Annotated in this window: 16 protein-coding genes and 1 pseudogene; 12 read left to right on the plus strand and 5 right to left on the minus strand. The window is 71.5% G+C overall.

Annotated features, from left to right (window positions below; all coding sequences use genetic code 11):
• Positions 1-48 precede the first annotated feature (48 nt).
• Positions 49-3,639, plus strand: coding sequence for an SDR family NAD(P)-dependent oxidoreductase (locus ACGFWI_RS32915; protein WP_393909775.1), 3,591 nt, complete (start codon positions 49-51; stop codon positions 3,637-3,639).
• A 384-nt stretch (positions 3,640-4,023) separates the two neighbouring features.
• On the opposite strand, the pseudogene ACGFWI_RS32920 reads toward ACGFWI_RS32915, so the two are convergent.
• Both ACGFWI_RS32920 and ACGFWI_RS32925 read right to left on the minus strand, forming a co-directional pair.
• Positions 4,024-4,165, minus strand: a pseudogene (locus tag ACGFWI_RS32920) (exodeoxyribonuclease III); the annotation flags it as partial.
• Between the two features lie 467 nt (positions 4,166-4,632).
• Positions 4,633-5,094 carry an NUDIX domain-containing protein gene (locus ACGFWI_RS32925; RefSeq protein ID WP_393909711.1) on the minus strand — a complete coding sequence of 154 codons (462 nt, stop codon included), beginning with the start codon at positions 5,092-5,094 and terminating at the stop codon, positions 4,633-4,635.
• A 232-nt stretch (positions 5,095-5,326) separates the two neighbouring features.
• On the opposite strand from ACGFWI_RS32925, the gene ACGFWI_RS32930 reads away from it, so the two are divergent.
• The 3 genes from ACGFWI_RS32930 (at position 5,327) to ACGFWI_RS32940 (ending at position 10,970) form a co-directional block, all read left to right on the plus strand.
• Positions 5,327-7,654: a CDP-glycerol glycerophosphotransferase family protein gene (locus ACGFWI_RS32930; protein WP_393909712.1), complete on the plus strand. Its 2,328-nt coding sequence runs from the start codon at positions 5,327-5,329 to the stop codon at positions 7,652-7,654.
• Between the two features lie 327 nt (positions 7,655-7,981).
• Positions 7,982-8,827: an oxygenase MpaB family protein gene (locus ACGFWI_RS32935; protein WP_393909776.1), complete on the plus strand. Its 846-nt coding sequence runs from the start codon at positions 7,982-7,984 to the stop codon at positions 8,825-8,827.
• Between the two features lie 28 nt (positions 8,828-8,855).
• The gene (locus ACGFWI_RS32940; RefSeq protein ID WP_393909777.1) at positions 8,856-10,970 is read left to right on the plus strand and encodes a tetratricopeptide repeat protein; all 2,115 of its coding nucleotides are present in this window, start codon (positions 8,856-8,858) and stop codon (positions 10,968-10,970) included.
• Between the two features lie 51 nt (positions 10,971-11,021).
• Here the strand turns inward: ACGFWI_RS32940 and ACGFWI_RS32945 are convergent, their stop codons facing one another.
• On the minus strand, positions 11,022-12,329 hold the full coding sequence (locus ACGFWI_RS32945) for a glycoside hydrolase family 27 protein (RefSeq protein ID WP_393909713.1): 1,308 nt from the start codon (positions 12,327-12,329) through the stop codon (positions 11,022-11,024).
• 179 nt (positions 12,330-12,508) lie between these two features.
• On the opposite strand from ACGFWI_RS32945, the gene ACGFWI_RS32950 reads away from it, so the two are divergent.
• The 6 genes from ACGFWI_RS32950 (at position 12,509) to ACGFWI_RS32975 (ending at position 20,182) form a co-directional block, all read left to right on the plus strand.
• The gene (locus ACGFWI_RS32950; RefSeq protein ID WP_393909714.1) at positions 12,509-14,080 is read left to right on the plus strand and encodes a phytoene desaturase family protein; all 1,572 of its coding nucleotides are present in this window, start codon (positions 12,509-12,511) and stop codon (positions 14,078-14,080) included.
• 138 nt (positions 14,081-14,218) lie between these two features.
• Complete coding sequence (locus ACGFWI_RS32955) at positions 14,219-15,322, plus strand: NAD(P)H-dependent flavin oxidoreductase (RefSeq protein ID WP_393909715.1); 1,104 nt, start codon at positions 14,219-14,221, stop codon at positions 15,320-15,322.
• Between the two features lie 18 nt (positions 15,323-15,340).
• Positions 15,341-16,900, plus strand: coding sequence for an acyl-CoA synthetase (locus tag ACGFWI_RS32960; protein ID WP_393909716.1), 1,560 nt, complete (start codon positions 15,341-15,343; stop codon positions 16,898-16,900).
• Between the two features lie 139 nt (positions 16,901-17,039).
• Positions 17,040-18,590: a fatty acyl-CoA synthetase gene (locus tag ACGFWI_RS32965; RefSeq protein WP_393909717.1), complete on the plus strand. Its 1,551-nt coding sequence runs from the start codon at positions 17,040-17,042 to the stop codon at positions 18,588-18,590.
• A gap of 112 nt (positions 18,591-18,702) precedes the next feature.
• Positions 18,703-19,503, plus strand: a complete 801-nt coding sequence (locus ACGFWI_RS32970; protein ID WP_393909718.1) for a VOC family protein — start codon at positions 18,703-18,705, stop codon at positions 19,501-19,503.
• A gap of 247 nt (positions 19,504-19,750) precedes the next feature.
• Positions 19,751-20,182 (plus strand): alpha/beta fold hydrolase, encoded by a 432-nt coding sequence (locus ACGFWI_RS32975; protein ID WP_393909719.1) that lies wholly within the window; start codon positions 19,751-19,753, stop codon positions 20,180-20,182.
• Between the two features lie 97 nt (positions 20,183-20,279).
• Here the strand turns inward: ACGFWI_RS32975 and paaK are convergent, their stop codons facing one another.
• A complete protein-coding gene (paaK, locus tag ACGFWI_RS32980) occupies positions 20,280-21,596 on the minus strand; it encodes a phenylacetate--CoA ligase PaaK (protein WP_393909778.1) in 1,317 nt (438 codons plus the stop codon).
• A gap of 121 nt (positions 21,597-21,717) precedes the next feature.
• Here paaK and ACGFWI_RS32985 point away from each other — a divergent pair, with 121 nt between their 5' ends.
• Both ACGFWI_RS32985 and ACGFWI_RS32990 read left to right on the plus strand, forming a co-directional pair.
• The gene (locus ACGFWI_RS32985; RefSeq protein ID WP_393909720.1) at positions 21,718-22,416 is read left to right on the plus strand and encodes an alpha/beta fold hydrolase; all 699 of its coding nucleotides are present in this window, start codon (positions 21,718-21,720) and stop codon (positions 22,414-22,416) included.
• A 111-nt stretch (positions 22,417-22,527) separates the two neighbouring features.
• Positions 22,528-23,157 carry a chorismate mutase gene (locus tag ACGFWI_RS32990; RefSeq protein WP_393909721.1) on the plus strand — a complete coding sequence of 210 codons (630 nt, stop codon included), beginning with the start codon at positions 22,528-22,530 and terminating at the stop codon, positions 23,155-23,157.
• Between the two features lie 67 nt (positions 23,158-23,224).
• Here the strand turns inward: ACGFWI_RS32990 and ACGFWI_RS32995 are convergent, their stop codons facing one another.
• Entirely contained in the window at positions 23,225-24,853 is a 1,629-nt protein-coding gene (locus ACGFWI_RS32995; protein ID WP_393909722.1) for an acyl-CoA synthetase, read from the minus strand.
• Positions 24,854-24,986 lie beyond the last annotated feature (133 nt).

Raw genomic sequence — 24,986 nt, forward strand, 5'->3', positions numbered from 1 at the left:
CGTGGGGATGCTTCGTCGGCTGGTCAGCAGCGGGTCGGGCATCCGTTGTTGGCGGCGGCGGTGTGGTTGGCCGAGGGTGACGGTCTGGTGTTGACCGGTCGTCTGTCGCTGGCCGCGATGCCGTGGCTGGCCGACCACGCGGTCCACGGCACGGTCCTGCTGCCGGGCACGGCGTTCGTGGACCTGACGGTCCACGCCGGGGACCTGGCCGGGTGCAGCGCCCTGGAGGAGTTGACGCTCCAGGAGCCGCTGGTCCTTCCCGGTTCCGGTGGCGTGCAGCTGCAGATCCAGGTCGGTGACAGTGACGGCGACAGTGGTCGGCGAACGGTCACCGTCTCGTCGCGCGAGGGGGAGGGGAGTTGGGTGCGGCACGCCGTTGGTGTGCTGGCTCCTGCTGGCAGTGAGCCCGTCCCCGCCCCGCTGGATGTCTGGCCTCCGGCCGGCGCGGAGTCGGTCCCGGTCGATGACGCCTACGACAGGCTCGCTCGGCAGGGCTACGGCTATGGGCCGGCGTTCCAGGGGCTGCGTCAGGTGTGGCGTGCCGAGGACACCGTCTATGCCGAGGTCGAGCTGCCCCAGGCCGCGGAAGCGGATGTTGCCGGGTTCGGCCTGCACCCCGCCCTGCTCGACGCTGCCCTGCACGGTCTCCTGGCCGCCGGAAACAGCAACAGCAACAGCAACAGCAACAGCAGCGGCAACGGTGGGGGGACGGGACTGCCGTTCGTGTGGTCGGGGGTGCGGCTGCTGGCCGGCGGTGCCCGCCACCTGCGAGTGGTGCTGGCCCCTGGGCCCGGTGGGATCTCGGTCACGGCGTTCGATGGTGCCGGCCAGCCGGTCTTGCAGGCCCGGTCGTTGGTGCTGCGTGAGGCCTCGGCCGGTCAGTTCGCTGGGCTTGGTCGGCAAGCCTGGCAGTCGCTGTTCACGGTGGACTGGGTTCCGCTGCCGCAGGTCCCGGCCGCCGCAGTGCAATGGGTGCGGCACTGCCAGTCGGTCGGCTCCGAGGTGCCTCCGGTGGTTGTTGCGGCAGTGCCGACTGCCGCCCCCGGAGCTTCGGCCCCGCAGGCGGCCCAGCAGGCTGCCGCGACGGTGTTGGGTTGGGTGCAGCAGTGGCTGGCCGACCCCGAGACCGACGGTTCGCGGTTGCTGATCTGGACCCAGGGCGCGGCCGCCGGGCAGGATCTGGCCGGCGCGGCGGTGACGGGCCTGATCCGCTCGACGCAGTCTGAGCACCCGGGGCGTCTGCTGCTGGTCGATGTCGACCCGTCAGCCGGCCTGGACCCCACTCACGACGCCGACGTGGAGACCGTTCTGGCCGCGGTGCTGGATGCCGACGAGTTCGAGGTCCGCATCCGTCCCGCTACTGACGGCGGGGGAGTCGCGGCCTTCGGTCGACGGCTGGCCCGGGCCGGTGCGTCCGGTGAGTTGGTGCTTCCTGGTGGTTCGGGGTGGCGGGTTGAGGTCGCCCAGCCGGGTGACCTGGGCAGTGCCGCTGTTGTCGACGCTCCCGAGGCGGGCGCCGAGTTGTCGGCGGGTCAGGTCCGGGTTGGTCTGCGTGCGGCGGGCGTGAACTTCCGCGACGTCGTCGCCGGGCTGGGGATGGTCTCCGACGGCCGGGTCCTCGGCGGAGAAGGCGCGGGGATCGTCCTGGAGACCGGGCCCGGAGTAACCGGTCTGACTGTGGGGCAGCCGGTGATGGGTCTGGTGCCGAACTGGGGGCCGGTCGGGGTTGTCGACGGCCGACTGCTCGCCCCGATCCCGCAGGGCTGGTCCTTCCAGCAGGCCGCGGCAGTGCCGGTAGGGTTCCTCACCGCGTTCTACGCGTTGCGGGATCTGGCCCAGAGTCGTCCCGGTCAGCGAGTCCTCATCCACGCCGGGACCGGTGGTGTGGGTACGGCTGCGGTGCAGCTCGCCAAGGAATGGGGCTTGGAGGTCTTCGCGACCGCCAGCCCGGCCAAGCAGCAGGCCTTGCGGGCGATGGGCGTGGACGAGAGTCACATCGCCTCCACCCGTGATCTGGCTTTCTGTGAGCGGTTCTTGGCCGTGACCGGCGGCGAGGGCGTGGACGTGGTCGTCAACGCCCTGGCCGGGGAGTTCACGGACGCGTCGCTGCGGCTGCTGCCGCGCGGCGGCCGGTTCGTCGAGATGGGCAAGACCGATATCCGGAACCCCGAGCAGGTCGCCCAGGCCTACCCCGGGGTCGTCTACCAGGCGTTCGACCTGATGGATGCCGGTGTGCCGCGAGTCGCGGAGATGCTGGCCGAACTCGGGGCGATGTTCGAGGCGGGCACCCTGACCCCGCCGCCGGTAACGAGCTTCGAGCTGTCCCAGGCTGTGGCGGCGCTGCGGTACCTGCAGGCCGCCCGGCACCTGGGCAAGGTCGTACTGAACGTCCCCGCCGAGTGGGACCCGCAGGGCACCGTCCTGGTCACCGGCGGGACCGGAACGCTGGGCGGAGAGCTGGCCCGGCACCTGGTCAACGTCCGCGGCATGCGGCACCTGGTCCTGATGTCCCGGCGCGGCCCCGCCGCACCGGGCGTGGCCCGCCTGGCAGCGGAGTTGGCACAGGCGGGTGCGGAGGTGCGGGTGCAGGCCGGCGATGCCGCCGACCGCGACGCTCTCGCCTCTGTGCTGGCGCGGATCGCGGTCGAGCGGCCGTTGACCGCGGTGGTGCATGCCGCCGGTGTGATCGACGACGCCACCGTGGAGTCGCTGACACCCCAGCGGATCGCGACCGTCCTGGCCGCCAAGGCCGACGCGGCGTGGAACCTGCACGAGCTGACCGAGGGCGCGGGCCTGGCCGGCTTCGTCCTGTACTCCTCGGCCGCAGCCATCGTGGGCAATCCGGGACAGGCCGGCTATTCCGCCGCCAACGCGTTCCTGGACGCGCTCGCTGCCTACCGCCGGGAACGGCACCTGGCCGGTCAGTCGCTGGCCTGGGGCCTGTGGGCTCAGACCTCGGAGATGACCGGGCATCTCAACGGCACCGGTATGTCCCGCCTGCGCCGTGGTGGCATCGAGCCGCTGACGACGGAGCAGGGCCTGGCGCTCTTCGACGCCGCCGCCGCGTTGGGTGCGTCGTTGGCGGTCCCGGCTCTGTTGGACCTGACGGCACTGTCACGCCCGGGACGACCGCTGCTTCCGCTGCTGCGCGGTCTGGCCGCTGCCGTCCCCGCCCGCCCGACCGCGGCTGCGGCTGCTGCTGCGGACACGGGTGCGGTTGGCTTGGCGGCCCGGTTGGCCGCGCTCAGTCCTGCCGAGCGCGAGCAGGAACTCCTGGAGGTCATCCGGGCTGCCGCCGCCGTTGTCCTGGGCCACACCCGCCGCGGGGACATCGACTCCCAGCGGCCCTTCCGCGACATGGGGATCGACTCCCTGACCGCGCTGGAGCTCCGCAACCGGCTCGCGACCGAGACCGGCCTCACCCTCCCCGCCACCCTGGTCTTCGACTACCGGGCACCGGACGAGCTCGCCCGGTTCCTGCTCGAAGAGTTCGGTGACGCCTGGGCGCCCGCTGACGAGGACATCGTCGAGCAGCTCGCCAGGTTGGAGACGGCCCTCGGGAAGGACGGGGACCTCGATGAGAAGCTGCGCGGCTTCGCCCGCTCCCGTCTGCAGGCGCTGCTGGACATGGTGGGCTGACCGGATCGACCGGCGAACGAGGGGAGAGAACCTGCTCGCGGTAGCGGAGTAGGAGTAGGAGCCGGAGTGGTCGTCCCGCACGGGCAGCACCGGCGGGTGGCTCGCGCCGCCCGCCGGGCACCGTGAAGGCTCGCGACGTACCCGTGGCGAGGCTGCCGGGACACAGCCGGGCTCCTGAGACCGCGGAGCAGCATGCAGTGGAAGTGAATACGGGAACCGTCCGTCACCGGTCCCTGCCGGCAGGTGTCCGCCCTGCCGGCAGGGACCGCTGTGTGCCAACCGCCGAGCGGGGCACTCCCGTCGGGAGTCCGCCGAGCTGCGCACCATTACCGACGGCCCCGCCCGGCCCGGCACAGCCCGGCGATACCGACAAGCGACGCGGCGTCAGACCGTGTGGTCGTACTCCACCGTCACCGGCGCGTGGTCCGACCGACCACCGCTCGGCGTGCGTCGCGGCCCGCTCGACGAGGGACTTGGCGGCGCGGGCGGCCAGGCTCGGGGTGGCGATCTGGTGGTCGATGCGCCACCGGCAGAACCGGGTGAGCTCGTCCGGTCGGCCCGCGCAGCTGGTCAGGTGCAGGGTGGTGCGATGTGCCCGGGGCAGCGGAGCGACCGCCGGGTGCCGGGGGCGAGCATGGCCAGGACCAGTTCCTTGGCGACCAGCCGGCATCGTCGTCGGCGATGGCGGTGAAGTCGAAGCGGCGGGTGCAGAGCGCGAGTGGGACGGGCAGGCCGGCGACGTCGGTGAAGTCCCAGACGTCGTCCTCGGACACCGGGCGGACGGTTGCATCGGGAAGCGTGAGGCCGGCCTCCCGGCAGACGTCGGTGGCGGCGAAGACCGCGGGGCTGAGCAGCGCCTCATGGCAACATGTCGACAGACGCCTGGCAACGTGCTGACGCATGGCCAGTGGCCCGGCCGGAGCCGGCGACCGTACTGCTCGCGGTCCTCAACGAGTGGCTGTGACCGGCCCTTTGGCCCCCGGCATCTGAGTTTCAGCCTGTGATGGGGTGGCGCTCCGAGCCGGGTGCCGGACCGTCCAGAAGGCGAAGGCCATCAGCAGCGGCCGGTGAGAGCGCGGAGTCCTGCAGCTCGGACAGGGGTATCCACCGCGTCGCGTCGGTCGAGCCGTCGACCTCCGTTACCGCCGGCGGTCCTGCCTTCAGATCAACGGCGTAGAACAGCGCCACGAGGTGCCAGTTCACCTCGTGCCGTGGAACGGCGTACGACCGTACGTCGAGCAGCCGGGCATCAAGGAGCTCAAGTCCCGTCTCCTCATGAAGCTCACGCGCGAGTCCCTCCACGGGTTGCTCGCCGTAGTCGATCCCCCCGCCGGGCAAGTGCCACAGCCCTGGAGTGAAGATCGGCGAAGCCTCCGACAGGCGAGTCAGCAGGAGCCGCTCGTCCTCGATGGCGATCGCGTATGCCGATACCCGGGTCTGCACACGAGCAGTCACGGTTCCCTCCCCACTTCAAGGCCAACAGCCGGGAAGCTCCGGCCCGGCCAGGTTCCACTTTCCCGACAGGCCCTACGCGACCGTCCCACCGATGCCCCGGAGTGTGATGGGCACAACAGGGAATCAACGCAGGCCGGGCGCAACCTTTCCGCGCTACCGGTTGTCCCACCCATGGTCGCAAAAAATTCAGGCCCTCGTCTTGAGGCCGACACCTTCTAGGAGCAACCCCGCCATGCCCGAGACGGGCCTCAGATCCGCCCCGCGCTTCAGCATCATCGTTCCCGTGTACAACGTGCAGGGCTTTCTTCGCGCCTGCCTGAACTCGTTGCTGGGGCAGGACTTCACCGACTTCGAGGTCATCGCGGTCGATGACCACTCGCCGGATCGGAGCGGTGACATCCTGGCGGAGTACGCTGCCCGCGACCCGCGGGTGATCACCGTGCGCCATGAGGAGAACCGTGGCATCGGCGCGGCCCGCAACACGGGAGTGGAACGCGCCGGCGGGGACTATCTGTTGTTCCTCGACAGCGACGACACCCTCACTCCGGGCGCGCTGCGGGCCATGGCCGACCGCCTGGGCGCATCCGAGGACCCGGACCTCCTGCTCTTCGACCATGTGCGTACGTATTGGTGGCACGCGGTCAAGCCGAGTGCCGCTCGCGAACTCCTCTCGGAGGCCGGGGCGGAGGTGTTCAAGCCCGCTGAGCGCACCGAGTTCCTGCAGATGTTCGCGGTGGTGTGGAACCGGGCGTTCCGGCGCGACTTCTTCGTGGACAACGGATTCCGGTACACCGACGGGCTCTACGAGGACGCCCTCATGGTCTATACCACCATGCTCACCGCCGAGCGTGCGGTGTGCCTGGAGCATGCCTGCGTCGAATACCGCCAGCGCCGCCACGGCAATTCCATGAAGACGCCGGGCCGCAAGCACTTCACCATATTCGAGCAGTACCAGCGGCTCTTCGAGTTTCTCGACAGCCGCCCGGACCTGGACCACCTGCGGCCGCTCTTCTTCGAGCGAATGGTCAGCCACGTCCTCTTCACCGGCGCGCGGGAGAGCCGGGTCCTCGTCGAGGACCGGCCGGAGTTCTTCCGTCGCGCCGCAGCGATGTACCGGCGGCACAAGCCCGCCGGATTCACCCCGCCCGAGGAGGTCGACGCCCTTCAGTTCCAGGCACTGGAACGCGGCTCCTACCGCGCTTTCCAGGCCCTGAATCTGATGAGCCGTACCCGGAAGAGCGGTGAGCAGCGCTGGCGCAAGGCCCAACGCGCCATGAGCAAGCGTGCCTCGTCGGCCTTCTACCGGATGCAGCTGAGCCGTCCCCTCGACCCCGACCTCGCGGTCTTCAGCGCGTATTGGAACCGCACCCCGGCCTGCAATCCGCTCGCGATCTACGAAAAGGCCAAGGAACTGGTTCCGCACCTGCACGGGGTGTGGGTCGTGCGCGAGGACCTCGTGGACACCGTGCCGGACGGCATGGACCACGTCGTCGTCAATACCCAGCGGTACTGGGAGGTGATGGCGCGCGCGAAGTACTTCGTCAACAACGTCAACTTCGCCGACAACGTGGTCAAGCGCAAGGGCCAGGTCCATCTCCAGACCCACCACGGCACCCCGCTCAAGCGCATGGGGATCGACCAGCAGAAGTACCCGGCCGCCGCCAAGGGAATGAGCATGAGCAAGCTGCTCGAACGCGCCGACCGCTGGGACCTGTCGCTCTCGTCCAACCAGCACACCACCGAGCAGTGGGAGCGGGTCTACCCCTGCAGCTTCGAGTCGATCGACGCCGGCTACCCGCGCAATGACGTCTTCTTCCGGGCGGGTGCCCAGGAGGTGCTCGACATCCGTGCGCGGCTGGGGATCGCGCCCGGCAGCACAGCGGTCCTTTACGCCCCGACGGTGCGCGACTACCAAGTCGGCTATGTGCCGCAGCTGGACTTGGAGAAGATCACCAGGGAGCTGGGCCCGGACTTCGTCCTGCTGGTCCGCACGCACTACTTCTACGACCAGGACCCGCACCTGCAGAAGCTCCAGGAGCAGGGTGCGCTGATCGATGTCTCCCGGCACCCTTCGGTGGAGGAGCTGTGCCTCGCCGCGGATGCGCTGGTCACCGACTACTCGTCGATCATGTTCGACTATGCCAACCTCGACCGGCCGATCATCAACTACGCCGTTGACTGGGAGACTTACGTCCGCTCGCGGGGCGTCACCTTCGATCTGCTCTCGGGAAAGCCGGGAGAGACCCCCGGCATCACCGCCACCCATGAGGACGAGCTGATCGAGGCGTTCGTCAGCGGCCGCTGGAAGGGCGCCGAAGCCACCGAGCTGCGTGCCGCGTTCCGCGCGCGTTTTTGCACGTGGGACGACGGCCACGCCGCCGAGCGGGTGGTCCGCCGGATATTCCTCGGCACCGAGGACCTGAGCCCCGCCCCGCTTCCGCAGTCCGGGCGCACCGTCGCGCCCGCCCCGCACGAAGCCGCCCTCATGGCCGACGGCACCGTCCTCACGCACACGGCGGACCACTCACCCGGCCGGCCCGAGGTCGAGTTGACCAGCTGACCGAGTGCCGCGCCGGTCCGGGCTCCCGGGCCGGCGCGGCGCCACGGCGCTCAGCGCGCCCTGCCCACCGGCCGACGGCCGGACCGGGTCTTTCGTACGGCAGGGTGGCGAGCGCATGATGCAGATGAGCCGTTGCCGGGTCGAGAATGGGAGCACGTCGAGGAGAGGGCGGGCCGCAGCCCGCCGGACCCTGAGGCACCCGGCGTCAGTGCAGGTCATCGAGGTGTTCCGGGGACGGCTACGGTCAGGCGTCGCATCCGGCAGCGGGAGGTGTGGTCAGTGGCAGGCGACCCGGGGCTCTTCGGGCCCCGCTCCGTGACCTGGCAGATGCACAGCGATCCGATGATGTGGGTCGCGGGTGTCCGTGCGCTGTACCTCCAGGCGCTGCACCCCCGTGCGGTGCGCGGTGTCGTCGAGAACTCGGACTTCCGGAGGGACGCCTGGGGCCGGCTGATGCGGACCGCCCGTTTCGTCGGCACCCTCACCTACGGCACCACCGACGCCGCCGAACAGGCCGGTACCAGGGTCCGCCGTATCCACCGCCGGCTGTCCGCCGCCGACCCGGCCACCGGCGAGCGCTACGGCGTCGACCAGCCGGATCTGCTGCTGTGGGTGCACTGCGCCGAGGTGGACTCCTACCTGCACGTCCTGCGCCGCTCCGGCTACCCCGTCAGCGACGCCCACGCCGACGCCTACCTCCGCGAGCAGCGCGAGAGCGCCCGGCTCGTCGGCCTCGACCCGGCCGGCGTGCCCGGCAGCCGGGCCGCGCTCGCCGCCTACTTCGCCCGCGTACGGCCCGAGTTGGCGCTGACCCCCGAGGCCCGCGAGGTGGACGATTTTCTGCGCAGGCCGCCGGTCCCGGCGCCTCTGGTGCCGGCCCGCGCCCTGCTCTGGCAGCGGGTGGCACGGCTCGCCTACGGCGCACTCCCGGCGTATGCCCATGAGCTGTACGGGCGCCCCGCGCCCCCGTCCGCAACCGTCACCCGTCGGCTCCGCGCCACCGGCCGCCTCCTTCGCGCCATTCCCCCCACGGTCCGCTGGCAGCTCCCGCCCCGGCACATCCCGCACGCCGTCGCACGACTCGGCCCCGATACCCGCCCAGCGCCCTACAAGCTCCGCGGTTCCGCCGCCATACTGGACGGGCAGGACACGCAGGGGGAACTGCGCGGCTGACCACGGGGGACGGGGGCGGCGATACATGGTGGTGGAAAACAGACTGATCCAACAGCGGTACCGGCTGCTCGACACCATCGGGCGGGGCGGCATGGGGGAGGTGTGGCGGGCCCGCGACGAGTCGCTGGGCCGGCAGGTCGCGGTCAAATGCCTCAAGCCCATGGGGCCGCGGCACGAACCGTCGTTCCTGCAGGTGCTGCGCGAACGGTTCCGCCGCGAGGCCCGCGTCGCCGCCGCGCTCCAGCACCGCGGCATCACCGTCGTCCACGACTTCGGTGAGGACGACGGCACCCTCTTCATCGTCATGGAGCTGCTCAGCGGCCGTAACCTCAGCCAGCTGCTGGACGACAACCGCCGCCAGCCGCTGCCGATTCCGGACCTCGTCGAGATCGCCGAGCAGGTCACCGCCGCGCTCGCCTACACCCACGAACAAGCCATCGTGCACCGCGATCTGAAGCCGGCGAACATCGTCCGGACCGCCGACGGCACGGTCAAGATCTGCGACTTCGGTATCGCCAGGCTCGGCCACGACATCGGCTTCACCGCCCGCCTCACCGGCACCGGCATCGCCATGGGCAGTCCGCACTACATGTCGCCCGAACAGATCGGCGCCCACGGCGTCGACCACCGCAGCGATCTCTACTCCTTCGGCTGTGTGCTGTACGAGATCGCCACCGGTGTGCCGCCGTTCGACCTGGGCGATGCCTGGGCGGTGCTCGTCGGGCATCGCGATCTGGAGCCGAAGCCGCCCCGTACGCTCCGCCCCGACCTTCCCGAGGCCTACGAGCGCATCATCCTCGAACTGCTCGCCAAGGACCCCGACGACCGCCCCAGGGACGCCGACGAGCTGGGCAAACGCCTCGCCGACGGCCGCCATCCGCTCCCCGGGCCGGGCGCCGCGGCCCGCCCGGACGATCTGACGGTCCCCGCCCGGCGGCTGCCCTCCTGGACCCGCGGCATGACCGCCGGCTCCCCGGCCGGCCCCGCCCGGTGGCCGCACGGGTACCCGTCGGACCGGGCCGCCACGGTCCTGACCGACACCTGGACCGGCGGGAGAGAGCCACAGCGCGGCGACGCGTCCCCAGCCGCCGGCATCGCCAGCCCGGCTCCGCCGGACGACCGCCGCGCCACCCTCGCCGCGCTGACCGGCCGGCACACCGCCGCGCTGAACCTCGGCCGGCTGGGCCGCTGGGAGGAGGCGGGCGAGGCGCACCGAGCGCTCGCCGCGGAACGCGAGCGGCTCCTCGGCCCCGACCACCCCGACACCCTCACCAGCCGTCTGGAGGCCGGCCATGCCCTGAGCCGTCTCGGCCGGAGCTTCGAGGCGCACCAGATCTACGCCGAGGTGCTGGCGGGCCGTGAACGTGCCCTGGGCCCCGACCACCCCGACTCGCTGAGCTGCCGCCACCATGTCGCGCTGAACCTCGGTCGGCTGGGACGGCTGGAGGACTGCCGTGCCATGGCCCGGGAGGTGGCCGAGGCCCGCGCTCGGGTGCTCGGCGCACACCACGCCGACACCCTGGCCACCTGTTGTGAACTCGCCCATATGATGGGCAAGTTGGGCGGGTGGACGGAGGCGCTGCACACCTACCGGGACGTCGCGGTCGCGCGCACCGCCTCGCTCGGCCCCGACCACCCCGACACCCTCGCCGCCCGCTACGAGGTCGGCATCAGCCTCGGGCGGCTCGGCCGGAACGCCGAAGCGCTGGAGCTCTACCGGGACCTGACCGCGGCCTGCACCCGTGCCCAGGGCGCGGACGATCCGGAGACGCTGCGCGCCCGGCACGGCCTGGGCGTCAACCTCGGACGGCAGAACCGCTGGCAGGAGGCGCTCGTGGAGGCCCGTGAGGTCGCCGCGGCACGTGAGCGGGTGCTCGGTCCCGACCACCCCGACACCCTGGTCAGCCGCCGGGAGACCGCCGTGGCGCTCGGCTGGCTCGGCCGCTGGGACGAGGCGCTGGACCTCTACCGCGAGGTCGCGGACGCCCGCGAACGGGTCCTGGGCGCCGCCCATCTCGACGCGCTCGCCAGCTACGCCGACTTGGCCCAGTGTCTGGAGCAACTGGACCGTGCGGACGAGGCGGCCGCCCTCCACCGCCGGGGCGCGGCACTGCGCCAGGAGCGCGCCGAACGCCGGCGGTAGGGGGCGGCTCGCGGTTCACCGGATGCGCCGGGGCGGTCCGCGGTGACCCGGTCAGTCCGGGGTGACGCGGTAGAGCACCGTGCTGTGCGGCGGCACCTCGCGCGCCACGATCGTCTCGCCGCCGCGGCTACGACGGCCGCTGACCAGATCGTGCAGCCGGTAGGAGTCCGCCTCCGGCAGTCCGGCCGCGTCGGCCGTGACCGACAGCGTCCGTGGCGCGTCGCCCGAGTTGAACAGGGCGATCGCCCGGTCGCCGTTCTTCAGCGGCTTGGCCAGTACCGCGGAGCCGTCGTCCTGCTGTACGACGGTTCCCTGGACGCCGAGCGTGTCCTGGTCGACGGCGATGACCTTCTTGTTCCCGAGCACCTTGCGCGCCGCCGGGGACAGGTGGTCCAGATCCGTGCTGGAGATCAGCGGAGCGGCCATCATCGCCCACAGCGACATCTGGCTCTGCATCTCCCGCTGCGTCAGGCCGGTGTCGCCGGCCAGCAGGAAGTCCGGGTCGTTCCAGCGGCCCGGACGCTGGAGGCCGGCCAGCCGCGCGTTGTAGCGGAAGTTGTAGACGATGGAGGACCACTTCGCCTCCGGTGTGCTCTTCTGCAGCGCCACATCCCGCCCGCCCCGCCACAGATTGCCGAGCTCGGCCGACCAGTCGATGACCCGGTGCCAGACGCTGTCGCCGTCGAACTGGAAGTAGGCCGGCGCGGACACCGAGAAGGTGATCGGGCGGCCGGTGGCCCGCAGCGCACGGCTCATCTGCCCGTACAGATCCCGGTAGGTCTCCTCCTTGGTGTGCCCCGACGCGACGGGCACATTGCAGCCGTCCGCCTTGACGTAGTCGACCTTCCAACGGGCGAACAGCTCAGCGTCCTGCTGAAAATGGCCAAGACTGCCCGGGTATTTCTCACAGGTGAGGGTGCCGACATCCTCATAGATCCCGAACTTCAGCCCCAGCTCGTGCAGCTGCCGCCCGAGGTAGGCCATGCCGTGCGGGAACTTCGCCCGGTCCGCCGTCAGCTCGCCCTGGGGGCCGCGCTGTCTGCCCATCCAGCAGTCGTCGACGGTGACGGTGCGGTAGCCGCGCCGCGCCAGCCCCGAACGGACCAGTGCGCGCGCATTGTCGAGGACGGTCTTCTCGTTGATGTCGCACATGTAGTAGGACCAGTTGTTCCAGCCCATCGGGGGTCTGGGGGCCAGATTCGGATACGCCCCGGCGGCGTGCCGGGCGCCGGGCGCACGGCCCGTGCCGGGGGCGGCGGAGGCGGGCGCGGGGGACGCGAGCAGCCCGGCCGAGCAGGCGGCGACGGCGGTGAGTCCGGCGAAGGTGCGGCCGATGCGGGGTACCGACGAGTGGGACACGGGTCACCTCACGGGTGGGCGGGACGGCCTGAGGAGAGGACGGCGGGCGCGGTGCCGGGGCGGAGCACGGCCGGACGCTAGGAGCAGCCCCCTGCCCGGTCAAGAAGCCGCACCGACCTGGGCGAAGGTTTCAGCCGCCTGCACCTGGCGACCGAGATCACCGCGTGCTACCAAGGGGCATGCCGGAACGGACTTCGTATGACGCGGTGATCGTCGGTGGCGGGCACAACGGACTGGTGGCCGCCGCCTATCTCGCACGCGCAGGGCGCAGCGTGCTGGTGCTGGAGCGGCTGGACCACACCGGTGGTGCCGCCGTGTCGACCCGGGCGTTCGCCGGGGTCGACGCCCGGCTGTCCCGTTACTCCTACCTCGTCAGCCTGCTGCCGCCGAAGATCGTGCGGGACCTCGGTCTGCGCTTCGCGGTCCGCAAACGCACCGTCTCCTCCTACACCCCCGTCGTCCGCGACGGCCGCCCCACCGGTCTCCTCGTCGGCGGCGGCGAGGACCGGACCCGTACCGCCTTCGCCGAACTCACCGGTTCCGACCGGGAGTTCACCGCATGGCAGCGCTTCTACGGCACCACAGCGCGCCTCGCCGAACGCGTCTTCCCCACCCTGACCGAGCCCCTCCCCACCCGTGCCGCGCTCCGCGCCACGGTCGACGACGACGCCACCTGGCACGCCCTGTTCGAGCGTCCCCTGGGGGAGGTGGTCGAGGAGACCTTCACCGACGACCTGGTCCGCGGTGTGGTGCTCACCGATGCCCTCATCGGCACCTTCGCCACCGCCCACGATCCGTCCCTGCGTCAGAACCGCTGTTTCCTCTACCACGTCATCGGCGGCGGCACCGGCGACTGGGACGTCCCCATCGGCGGGATGGGCGCCCTCACCGACGCACTGGCCGACGTCGCCCGCGAGGCCGGGGCGGAGATCGTCACCGACTGCGAGGTGACCGGTATCGCCACGGACGGCCGGACCGCGGAGGTGACCTGCGACCAGGGCACCGTCGGCGCCCGCCGGGTCCTCGTCAACGCCGCCCCGCGCGAGCTGGCCCGCCTCCTGGGCGAGGCCCCGCCGCCGCCCGCCGAGGGCGCCCAGCTCAAGGTCAACATGCTGCTGACCCGGCTGCCGCGGCTGCGTGACACCCGCGTGGATCCACGGGAGGCGTTCTCCGGCACGTTCCATATCGCCGAGGGCTACGGCCAGCTGGAGAGCGCCTACCAGCAGGCGGCGTCCGGCACCCTGCCCGCCTCCCCGCCGTCCGAGATCTACTGTCACTCCCTCACCGACCCCTCGATCCTCGGCGCCGACCTGGTCCGCCAGGGCTACCAGACGCTCACCCTGTTCGGGCTGCACGCCCCCGCGAGCCTGTTCACCGCCGACAACGACACCACCCGCGACCGCCTCCTGACGGCCACCCTCGCCGAACTGGAGCGCCACCTCGCCGAACCGCTCGCCGACTGCCTGGCCCACGACGCCGACGGCCGCCCCTGCATCGAGGCCCGGTCCCCCCTCGACCTGGACCGCGAACTCGGCCTGCCGGGCGGCAATATCTTCCACCGCGATCTGGCCTTTCCGTACGCGGACCCCTCGGACGAGGCCCTCGGCGATGCCCTGTCCGCCCCGGCCCGCTGGGGGGTGGCGACCACCCACCCCAACGTTCTCCTGTGCGGTGCCGGCGCGGTACGCGGCGGGGGAGTGAGCGGTATCCCGGGGCACAACGCGGCGATGGCGGTGCTGGAGGAGGGGTGAGGGGCGGGGGCCGGCCGCCCCGGCGTCCCGGGACGGCCGGGGGTCGCTGCCGCCCGTCCCGGGGCCCGGCGCCAGGTTTCTGACGCTGCATCAGAAACTCTCTTCCCTCGTACGGCCCGCTGCGGCATCCTTCGCCCCATGCAGACGGAGCTGAGCAACACGCTGGGAGTCGAGCACGCCGTCTTCGGGTTCACGCCCTTCCCCGCGGTCGCCGCGGCGATCACCCGGGCCGGCGGGTTCGGGGTGCTCGGCGCGGTCCGCTACACCGCGCCGGACGAGCTGGCGCGCGACCTGGACTGGATGCAGGAGCACACCGAAGGGCTCCCGTACGGGCTCGATGTGGTGATGCCCGCCAAGAAGGTGGAGGGCGTCACCGAGGCCGAGGTCGAGGCGATGATCCCGGAGGGGCACCGCCGCTTCGTTACCGAGCTCCTCGACACACACCAGGTGCCGCAGCTCGCGGAGGGCGAGGCGTCCGGCTGGCGGATCACCGGGTGGATGGAGCAGGTCGCCCGCAGCCAGCTCGATGTGGCCTTCGACTATCCGGTCAAGCTGCTGGCCAACGCCCTCGGCTCCCCGCCGCCCGACATCATCCGGCGCGCCCACGACCACGGCATCCTCGTCGCCGCGCTGGCCGGCAGTCCGCGGCACGCTCTGCACCACAAGGCCGCCGGAATCGACATCGTCGTCGCCCAGGGCTACGAGGCGGGCGGGCACACCGGCGAGATCGCCACCATGGTCCTCACCCCGGAGGTGGTGGCCGCCGTCGACCCGCTGCCGGTGCTCGCGGCGGGCGGTATCGGCACCGGTGAGCAGATCGCCGCCGGGCTCGCCCTCGGCGCACAGGGCGTCTGGCTGGGCTCGCTCTGGCTGACCACCGAGGAAGCCGATCTGCACTCCCGGCGGCTGACCGCGAAACTGCTCGCCGCAGGTCCGGGCGACACCGTCCGCTCCCGCGCCCTGACCGGCAAACCCGCCCGCCAGCTGCGCACCGCATGGACCGACGCCTGGGACGAACCGAACGGTCCCGGCCCCCTGCCGATGCCGCTGCAGGGGCTGCTGGTCGCCGAGGCCAACTCCCGTATCCAGCGGCACGAGGTCGAGCCGCTGCTCGGCACCCCGGTCGGCCAGATCGTCGGCCGGATGAACAGCGAACGCAGCGTACAGGCCGTCTTCGACGACCTCACCCGTGGCTTCGAGCGGGCCATCGACCGCATCAACCGCATTGCCGGACGCGCCTGATCCCGAGGAGGACAGCGAATGACCCAAGACTCCCCACCGCCCAACGGCTTCTGGGCGCAGGCCACCGCCGACCCGGACCGTACCGTCCTGATTGCCCCGGACGGCGAGGAGTGGACCGCGGGCCGGCTGCACGCCGCGAGCAACCGACTGGTCCACGGGCTGCGCGCGGCGGGGCTGCGGCGCGGTGACGCCTTCGCCGTGGTCCTCCCCAACGGCGTCGAGTTCTTCACCGCGTATCTCGCCGCGTCCCAGGCCGGTTTCTATCTCGTCCCCGTCAACCACCACCTGGTCGGCCCGGAGATCGCCTGGATCGTCGCCGACTCCGGGGCGAAGGTGCTGATCGCGCACGAGCGGTTCGCCGAGGCGGCCCGGCACGCCGCGGACGAGGCAGGGCTGCCGGCGTCCCACCGCCATGCCGTCGGTCACATCGACGGTTTCCGGTCGTACACCCAACTCCTCGACGGGCAGCCGGAGTCCGCACCCGGGGACCGCACACTGGGCTGGGTCATGAACTACACCTCGGGCACCACTGGACGCCCGCGCGGCATCCGCCGCCCGCTGCCCGGCACCGCGCCCGAGGACGCCTACCTCGGCGGATTCCTCGTCATCTTCGGCATCACCCCGTTCGACGACAATGTCCATCTGGTCTGCTCGCCGCTCTACCACACCGCCGTCCTGCAGTTCGCCGGTGCCTCGCTGCACCTCGGCCATCGCCTCGTCCTGATGGACAAGTGGACGCCGCAGGGCATGCTGGCGCTGATCGACGCGCACCGCTGCACCCACACCCATATGGTCCCCACCCAGTTCCACCGGCTGCTCGCGCTGCCCGAGGAGACCCGCGCGGCATACGACGTGAGCTCGATGCGGCACGCCCTGCACGGCGCCGCACCCTGCCCCGACCACGTCAAGCGCGCGATGATCGACTGGTGGGGGGACTGCGTCGAGGAGTATTACGCGGCCAGCGAGGGCGGTGGCGCCTTCGCGACCGCCGAGGACTGGCTCAAGAAGCCCGGGACGGTCGGCAAGGCCTGGCCGATCAGCGAACTGGCGGTCTTCGACGACGACGGAAACCGGCTGCCCGCGGGCGAACTCGGCACCGTCTACATGAAGATGAGCACCGGCGGCTTCCGCTACCACAAGGACGAGGGCAAGACGAAGAAGAACCGGATCGGTGACTTCTTCACCGTCGGCGACCTCGGGTACCTGGACGCGGACGGATATCTCTTCCTCCGCGACCGCAAGATCGACATGATCATCTCGGGTGGGGTGAACATTTACCCCGCCGAGATCGAATCCGCCCTGCTCGGCCACCCCGCGGTCGCCGACGCCGCCGCCTTCGGCATCCCGCACGACGACTGGGGCGAGGAGGTCAAGGCCGTCGTGGAACCCGCCGAGGGCCAGGTGCCCGGGCCCGGGCTGGCCGCCGAGATCCTGGCCCACTGTGCGCGGCAACTGGCCGGCTACAAAAGGCCGAAGACGGTCGACTTCATCACCGTCATGCCACGCGACCCCAACGGCAAGCTCTACAAGCGCCGGCTGCGTGACCCGTACTGGGAGGGGCGGGAGCGCGCCGTGTAGCGGGTGCCCGGGGCCGGGAGCCGATGCCCGGGGCCCGGTGCCCGGACAGTCGGCGGGCAACACGCCCGCGGGCGGCCGCCGTCCCCGAACTCCGGTCGGGTGGCTTGACCGGCGATGAGGGGCGGCCGAGGATCGCGCCATGACGCAAGCGCGGAGCAATACGGTCGACGGAGTCCTGCGGCGCAGCGCCCGCCGGGTGCCCGGGCGGACTGCGGTGCGGTACGCGGACCGGGCCTGGACCTATCGCGAGCTGGACGACGCGGTGACCGCCGCGGCGGGGGTACTGCGGGCGGCCGGCCTCCGGCCCGGAGACCGGGTGGCCTCCTACGGCCACAACTCGGACGCGTATCTGATCGGTTTCCTGGCCTGCGCCCGCGCCGGACTGGTGCATGTGCCGGTCAACCACAGCCTCACCGGCGAGGATCTGCGCTACCTCGTGGAGCAGTCGGGCAGCTCACTGGTGCTCACCGACGCCGCGCTCGCACACCGGCTGCCGGACTCCGTACGCACCATGCCTCTGTACGGGGCGCCCGACGGGCTGTTGGAGCGGCTCGCGGCCCACGACGAGCCGGCCGACACCGAGCCGGCGGCCGAGGTGTCCGACGAGGCCCTCGTCCAGCTTCTCTACACCTCGGGGACCACCGCGTTGCCCAAGGGCGCGATGATGACGCACCGTGCCCTGGTGCACGAGTACACCAGCGCGGTCGTCGCCCTCGACCTGAAGGAGACGGACCGGCCGCTGCACTCGCTCCCGCTCTACCACTCCGCGCAGATGCATGTCTTCCTGCTGCCCTACCTGGCGGTGGGCGCGGAGAACACCATCCTGGACGGGCCCGACCCGGGACGGATCTTCGACCTGGTGGAAAAGGGCCTGGCCGACAGCCTGTTCGCGCCGCCGACCGTGTGGATCGCGCTCTCGAACCACCCCGACTTGACCGCCCGGGAGCTGAGCGGGCTGCGCAAGGCCTACTACGGTGCCTCGATCATGCCGGTGCCGGTCCTGGAGCGGCTCCGCGCCCGGCTGCCCGGGCTCGCCTTCTACAACTGCTTCGGGCAGAGCGAGATCGGGCCGCTGGCCACCGTGCTCGGCCCCGGCGAACACGACGGCCGGATGGACTCCTGCGGGCGCCCGGTGCTGTTCGTCGAGGCGCGGGTGGTGGACGAGGAGGGCCGGGAAGTGGCGGACGGCACCCGGGGCGAGGTCGTCTACCGCTCCCCGCAGCTGTGCACCGGCTACTGGGACAAGCCGGAGGAGACGGCCGAGGCGTTCCGGGACGGCTGGTTCCACTCCGGGGACCTCGCCGTCCGTGACGCGGAGGGCTATTTCACGGTGGTCGACCGGGTCAAGGACGTCATCAACTCCGGCGGCGTACTGGTCGCCTCGCGCCAGGTCGAGGATGTGCTCTACGAGCATCCCCAGGTGGCCGAGGTCGCGGTCATCGGGCTGCCGGACGCGCGCTGGATCGAGGCGGTGACCGCGGTGGTCGTACGGCGTACGGACGGCACGGGCGGTGCCGGGGGCGAGGACGGCGGCGAGGCGGTGGGGGAGCAGGAGCTGATCGCGGCGGCCCGCGCCCGCCTTGCGCCGTTCAAGGCGCCCAAACGGGTGATGTTCGTGGACGCGCTGCCGCGCAATGCCAGCGGCAAGGTCCTCAAGCGTGAGCTGCGCGCACGGTTCGGCGCGCCCTGAGCCGGGCCCGGCACGGCGTGCGTGAAGGGCGGTTGTCAGTGCCCCCTGCCATGCTGAGAAACGGCGGGAAACAGCCGTGAACGTTCACGATCCGTGCGACGGAGGACCACCCATGCTGACGACCAACTACGTCCCGGGCACACCGAACTGGCTCGACCTCGGGGCCCCCGATATCGACGACGCCGTCTCCTTCTACAGCGCCGTGTTCGGCTGGACCTTCCAGTCGGCCGGCCCGGACGCCGGCGGGTACGGCTTCTTCCAGCTCGACGGCAAGACGGTCGGCGCCGTCGGCCCGCTGATGGACGAGGGCGCGCGCTCCGCCTGGACGGTGTATTTCCAGACCCCCGACGCGGACGCCACGGTCAAGGCGGTGGAGCAGGCCGGCGGGTCGGTACGCGTCCCGCCGATGGATGTCTTCACCGCGGGCCGGCTGGCCGCCTTCACCGACTCGACCGGCGCCGATTTCGCCGTCTGGCAGCCGGGCGACGTCAAGGGCCTGGAGACGGTCATGGAGCCGAACACGCTGTGCTGGACGGAGCTGTACACCACCGAAGCGGCCGCGGCGAAGGAGTTCTACGGCTCGGTCTTCTCCTGGAGCTGTCAGGACATGCCGATGGGCGGTGACCTGATCTACTCCGTCATCTCCGCGCCGGGCGGCGGCAAGGGCGACGACACCGGGCACGGCGGCATCATGCAGCTGCCGAAGGAGAATCTGCAGGCCGGTTCGACATCGGAGTGGCACCCGTATTTCGGTGTGACCGACTGCGACGCCACCTTCGCCGCGGCCACCGACCACGGCGCCACGACCCTCATCCCGCCCACCGATGCCCCGGGCGTCGGCCGGCTGGCCATGCTCAAGGACCCGGCAGGAGCCCCGTTCGCGCTGATCAAGGGAGACCCGACGATGAGCTGAGCCGACCCCGCGTCCGGCCGGTGCCTCGCTGGTGCGGCGAGTCGGCGGCGCCCGGCCGCGAGGGGGCCGCGCCTGCCCGTCTGCCCGCCGGGTTGGGCCCGCCCGCCGGCTCGCACAGGCCGCGAGCCGTCGCGTCGGCGCGGCAGGTTCCCCGCACCGCGCAGCCAAAAATGCCGGGCCCGCAACGGTCACCAGCGCCTATCGTCCCCCGGAACAGTGGGACGGATGAGGGAAGCATGAGGGACGCATGACCGCAGGACGGAGCGCGGACGCGGTGGGAGCGGAGCGGCAGGAGCGGTGGACGGCTTCGGGAGTCCGGCTGCGCCAGGTCACCTCCGGTGACGGGCGCGGGAACTGGCTCTTCGTGCCCGGCGGACCAGGACTGGGCTCCGAGTCGCTGCTCGGCCTGGTGGCGGCGGCCCATTTCGACGACAGCTACCGGGCCCGCTGGACACCACGGGCCCTGCCGACCCTGATCGTCAGCGGCGACCGGGACCACATCGTCGACCAGGGGCTCTGGCAGGACGAGCCGGGGTTCCACGGGCCGCACATCCTGCACCGCCCCATCGCGGAAGCCGGCCATTTCCCCTGGATCGAGAACCCCGAGGCCGTCCGGGCGGCCTTCGCCGACCTCGCCGACCTCGCCGACCTCGCCGGCCGACCGGACCCGGCGGGCTGAGCAGCCCATCGGCCGTGCCCTGCCCCGCCGTACCGCCCGCGGGATTCCGGCCTCCATCCTCCGGCGAACGGGCCGCGGAGGACGCCCGGCCTTGCTCCTACGCCTTGTCCCGCGGCCGGGCGTCCACAATGCGTTTGATCTTGCCGACCGAGCGCTCCAGGGTCTCCGGGTCGACGATCTCGACGGCGACCGAGACCCCGATCCCGTCCTTGACGCCGCGTGCGATCAGTCCGGCGGCGACCGTGCGCACCTCAGGGGTCGCGCCCGGCCGGGCCTCGGCGCGCACGGTCAGCCGGTCCATCCGGGCCTCCCGGGTCAGCTTCAGCTGGAAGTGCGGGGCGACGCCGGGCGTCCGCAGCACGATTTCCTCGATCTGCGCGGGGAAGAGATTGACCCCACGCAGAATGATCATGTCGTCGCTGCGTCCGGTGATCTTCTCCATCCGGCGGAAGGCGGCGCGTGCGGTACCGGGCAGCAGCCGGGTCAGATCACGGGTGCGATAACGGATGACCGGCATCGCTTCCTTGGTGAGCGAGGTGAACACCAGCTCGCCGTGCGCACCGTCCGGCAGCACTTCACCGGTGATCGGGTCGACCACCTCCGGATAGAAGTGGTCCTCCCAGATATGGAGCCCGTCCTTGGTCTCCACACACTCCTGCGCCACGCCGGGGCCCATCACCTCCGACAGGCCGTAGATGTCCACGGCGTCGATCGCGAACCGCTCCTCGATCTCGCGGCGCATCTCCTGCGTCCAGGGCTCGGCGCCGAAGACGCCCACCTGGAGCGAGGTCGTACGGGGATCGATGCCCTGCCGCTCGAACTCGTCGAGCAGGGTGAGCATGTAGGACGGCGTGACCATGATGATCTCGGGCCGGAGGTCCTGGATGATCTGCACCTGCCGGCTGGTCATCCCGCCGGATGCCGGGACGACCGTGCAGCCGAGCCGCTCCGCGCCGTAGTGGGCGCCCAGACCGCCGGTGAACAGGCCGTATCCGTACGCGATATGGACGGTGTGGCCAGGGCGCCCGCCGGCCGCATGGAGGGAGCGGGCGACGACATCCGCCCAGTGCGACAGATCGCGCTCGGTGTAGCCGACGACCGTCGGGCGGCCCGTGGTGCCGCTGGAGGCATGAATACGCCGCACCTTCTCCTTCGGGACGGCGAACATCCCGAAGGGGTACTGGGCGCGCAGATCATCCTTGACGGTGAACGGGAAGCGGGCGAGATCGCCGAGCGAGCGGCAGTCCTGCGGATGCATCCCGGCCCGGTCGAAGGACTCCCGGTAGAACGGGACGTGGTCGTAGGCATGCTGCAACGAGGCGCGCAGTCGGGTCAGTTGCAGGGCGTGCAACGCGTCCGCGGAGAGTCGTTCCGCCTCATCGAACGTTTCACTGCCCGTAGCCGTTTCCGGCATGGAGTTCACCGCCTCGTTTCCCTACCGATCATTCGGTAGCCACATGCTGATCCAAGTAATCAGCGCGCGGCGAACACGTCAAGGGGCGTGGCGCAGACACCTCCCGGGTAGCGTCCGGCACATGAGTGACGTCCAGAACGTGCAGGTCGGTGAGGTCCAGCTGGCGTACCGGGTGTGGGGAGAGGAGGACGCGCCCCCGGCCGTGCTGTTGCACTGCCTCGGGGAGGACGGCGAGGACTGGCGCGGTGTCGTCGGCCGGCTCGCCGGCACCCATCGGGTCTACGCCGTCGACCAGCGGGGCCATGGGCTCAGCGACTGGCCCGGTGAGTACGGCTTCGAACGGTGGCGGGACGACGCGATCGGCTTCCTGCAGGCGCTCGGCCTGGAGCGGGTGGTCCTCGTCGGGCACTCACTGGGCGCGGTGGCCGCACTGCTGCTGGCCGCGGAGCGGCCCGAGCTGGTGGACCGGCTGGTCCTGGAGGAAGCGGTTCCGCCGCTGCCCGCCGACCCGCCGCAGCAGGCGCCGGAGCAGCCGGCCGGTCCGCAGCCGTTCGACTGGCAGGCCAAGATCGCGGTGGTGGCGGAGCGCAATGCGCCCGACCCCGTGTGGTGGGAAGCGCTGGAGAAGATCACCGCACCGACCCTGGTCATCGCCGGCGGCGAGTCCGGCCACATCCCTCAGGAACACCTCGCCGAGCTGGTGGAGCGGATCCCCGATGCCCGCCTGGTGACGGTGGAGGGTGCCGGTCATCTCGTCCACGAGGAGCGCCCCGGAGAATTCCTCGCCGCGGTCAACTCGTTCCTCGCGCCGCACTCATAGGCGGCCGGGCGGCCCGCTGCGCCCGGCCGCCCGGTTCCCTTAGGCTCACGGCCGTACGCCGTCCCCTGAACTCCCCGGGGTTTTCCCGGGGTTCGAGAAAGGCCGCCGACCGTGCACCTGACCCCCTCGATCCGGAGCGCCCTGGCCGCCGGCGCGGCCGCGGCCGTCCTGTTCACCGGAACCGGCGCGGCCGCCGCGGCACCCGCCGCCCCGCCGGCCACGGCCGCACCGTCGGCCGCCGGCGGGCACTCCCCGTACGGCCAACTCCGGCCGCTCGCCGGGCTGTCCGCGGAGCGGCTGGCCACCGGCGACCTGGTGGCCGCGGCGAAGTGGGGCACCGGCACCCCCATCGACGACCCGGCCCGTGAGCAGGAGGTGCTGAACACGGTGGCCGAACAGGCCCGGCAGCTGGGCGCCGATCCGGCGGCGACGGTGCGGATCTTCCGGGATCAGATCGAGGCCGGCAAGATCGTGCAGCGTGGGCTGCACCGCAGGTGGGACGCGGACCCCGCGCAGGCACCGACCGGGCGGCCGGACCTCAAGGAGGTACGCAAGGAGATCAACCGCATCAACGGCGCGCTGGTGCGGGCCCTGGCCGGCTCCCCGCACGCCCGCTCGGCGCCGTACTGCGCTCCGCTGCTGACCGCGGCTGCCGCGCAGGTACGCCATGAGCGGCACCTGGACGGGCTGCACACGGTGGCACTGGCCCGCTCGCTGCGGTCGGTCTGCGCCCGAACCTGACCCATGGCGGGGCCCGGCGGCCCGCCCGGCTCGGCCCGTCGGGCTCGGCCCGCCCCGTCCGACCGGCTCAGCCCGTCCGCTCGCCCGCCGCCATCGCCTTCGCCCAGCGGTAGTCCGCCTTGCCGCTGGGCGAGCGCTGGATGCGGTCGGTGAAGACGACGGCGCGCGGAATCTTGTACCCCGCCAACCGGGTCCGGCAGTGGAGCTGCAGGCCTTCCAGGTCCAAGGGTGCCGCGCCGGGGCGCAGTTGGACCACGGCCGCGACACGGTTGCCCCACCGCTCGTCCGGCACGCCCGCCACCAGCGCGTCATAGACGTCCGGATGCGCCTTCAGCGCCTGCTCGACCTCCTCCGGATAGACCTTCTCGCCACCGGAGTTGATGCACTGCGAGCCCCGGCCGAGAACGGTGACGATGCCCGCCTCGTCGACGGTCGCCATATCGCCCAGCAGCACCCACCGGTCACCGTGCGCCTCGAAGAAGGTCTCGGCGGTCTTCCTCGGGTCGTTGTAGTAGCCCAGCGGGACATGCCCGCGCAGCGCGATTCGGCCCACCTCGCCGGCCGGAACCGGCTCGTAGGTCGCCGGATCCACCACCGCCGTACGGGAGTTGACGTGCAGCCGGAATCCCTTGGCGGGGCCCGAGTCGTCGGTGGCGGTGCCGTTGAACCCGGATTCGGACGAGCCGAAGTTGTTGAGCAGCATGACGTGCGGGGCCAGCGCACTGAACTGGGCGCGTACGGTCTCGGAGAGGATCGCGCCGGAGCTGCTGACGCTGAACAGCGAGGAGCAGTCGGTGCCCTTGAGCGGCCCGCCCAGCGCATCGACGAGCGGGCGCAGCATCGCATCGCCGACCAGCGACACGCTGGTGACCCGCTCCCGCTCGATGGTCCGCAGCACCTCCTCGGGCACGTATTTGCGGTGGATGACGACCTTCTGGCCGAAGTGGAAGGCGATGAACGCGGTGAGGGTGGAGGTGCCGTGCATCAGCGGGGGAGTGGGGAAGAAGACGATCCCGTCGCCGCCGGCCGCGACCCGCTCGGCCAGCTCCTGCGGCCGCTGCACCGGCTCACCGGTCGGTGCCCCGCCGCCCATCCCGGCGAAGAAGAGGTCCTCGTGGCGCCACATCACGCCCTTGGGCATACCGGTGGTGCCGCCGGTGTAGATCACGACCTGGTCGTCGGCGGAGCGCGGCCCGAAGCCGCGCGCGGGGGAGCCGGCGGCCTCGGCGTCGACGAGCGCGACGGGCGCGATCCGTGGTTCGGGGGCGCCGGCGGGCGGAGTGCCGACCCGTACGAGATGCCGTAGCCCGGGTGCCTGCGGGAGGGCGGCGGCCACCCGCGCGGTGAACTCCGCGTCGAAGACCAGCGCCGCCAGGTCGGCATCCCGGTAGAGGTAGACCAACTCCTCTTCGACATAGCGGTAGTTGACGTTCACCGGGACGGCCCGGATCTTCAGGCAGGCGTAGACGGCCTGGAGGTATTCGACGCCGTTGTAGAGGTGCAGTCCGACGTGCTGACCGGGGCCGATGCCGCGGTCGCCGAGGTGGTGAGCCAGGCGGTTGGCGGCGCGGTCCAGCTCGGCGTAGGTCAGCCGCCGTTCGCTGCCGGTCCCCGGATGGTCGATGTACACCAGTGCCTCGCGGTCGGGGACCGTGTCGACGATCGACTCGAAGAGGTCGGCAAGGTTGTACTCCACGTCTCCTCCAGACCGGGCGGGCGTCGGCTTGGCGGTCATTACAGCGCCGCCGGAAGGAGTAGGGAAGGGCCACGGCGAAGAAATCTGACTACCTGTCAGAAAGGTCTTGAAGTCGGTGTGCGGCTACTGCAAC

It is taken from the genome of Streptomyces sp. NPDC048434 (assembly GCF_043200375.1).
Classification (GTDB): Bacteria; Actinomycetota; Actinomycetes; order Streptomycetales; family Streptomycetaceae; genus Streptomyces.

What these genes read in the sequence shown, in the direction of transcription:
- ACGFWI_RS32930 (WP_393909712.1), top strand. Translation starts at nt 5,327, where the DNA reads ATGCCCGAGACGGGCCTCAGATCCGCCCCGCGCTTCAGCATCATCGTT.
- ACGFWI_RS32935 (WP_393909776.1), top strand. Translation starts at nt 7,982, where the DNA reads ATGCACAGCGATCCGATGATGTGGGTCGCGGGTGTCCGTGCGCTGTAC.
- ACGFWI_RS32950 (WP_393909714.1), top strand. Translation starts at nt 12,509, where the DNA reads ATGCCGGAACGGACTTCGTATGACGCGGTGATCGTCGGTGGCGGGCAC.
- ACGFWI_RS32955 (WP_393909715.1), top strand. Translation starts at nt 14,219, where the DNA reads ATGCAGACGGAGCTGAGCAACACGCTGGGAGTCGAGCACGCCGTCTTC.
- ACGFWI_RS32960 (WP_393909716.1), top strand. Translation starts at nt 15,341, where the DNA reads ATGACCCAAGACTCCCCACCGCCCAACGGCTTCTGGGCGCAGGCCACC.
- ACGFWI_RS32965 (WP_393909717.1), top strand. Translation starts at nt 17,040, where the DNA reads ATGACGCAAGCGCGGAGCAATACGGTCGACGGAGTCCTGCGGCGCAGC.
- ACGFWI_RS32970 (WP_393909718.1), top strand. Translation starts at nt 18,703, where the DNA reads ATGCTGACGACCAACTACGTCCCGGGCACACCGAACTGGCTCGACCTC.
- ACGFWI_RS32975 (WP_393909719.1), top strand. Translation starts at nt 19,751, where the DNA reads ATGACCGCAGGACGGAGCGCGGACGCGGTGGGAGCGGAGCGGCAGGAG.
- paaK (WP_393909778.1), bottom strand. Translation starts at nt 21,596, where the DNA reads ATGCCGGAAACGGCTACGGGCAGTGAAACGTTCGATGAGGCGGAACGA.
- ACGFWI_RS32985 (WP_393909720.1), top strand. Translation starts at nt 21,718, where the DNA reads ATGAGTGACGTCCAGAACGTGCAGGTCGGTGAGGTCCAGCTGGCGTAC.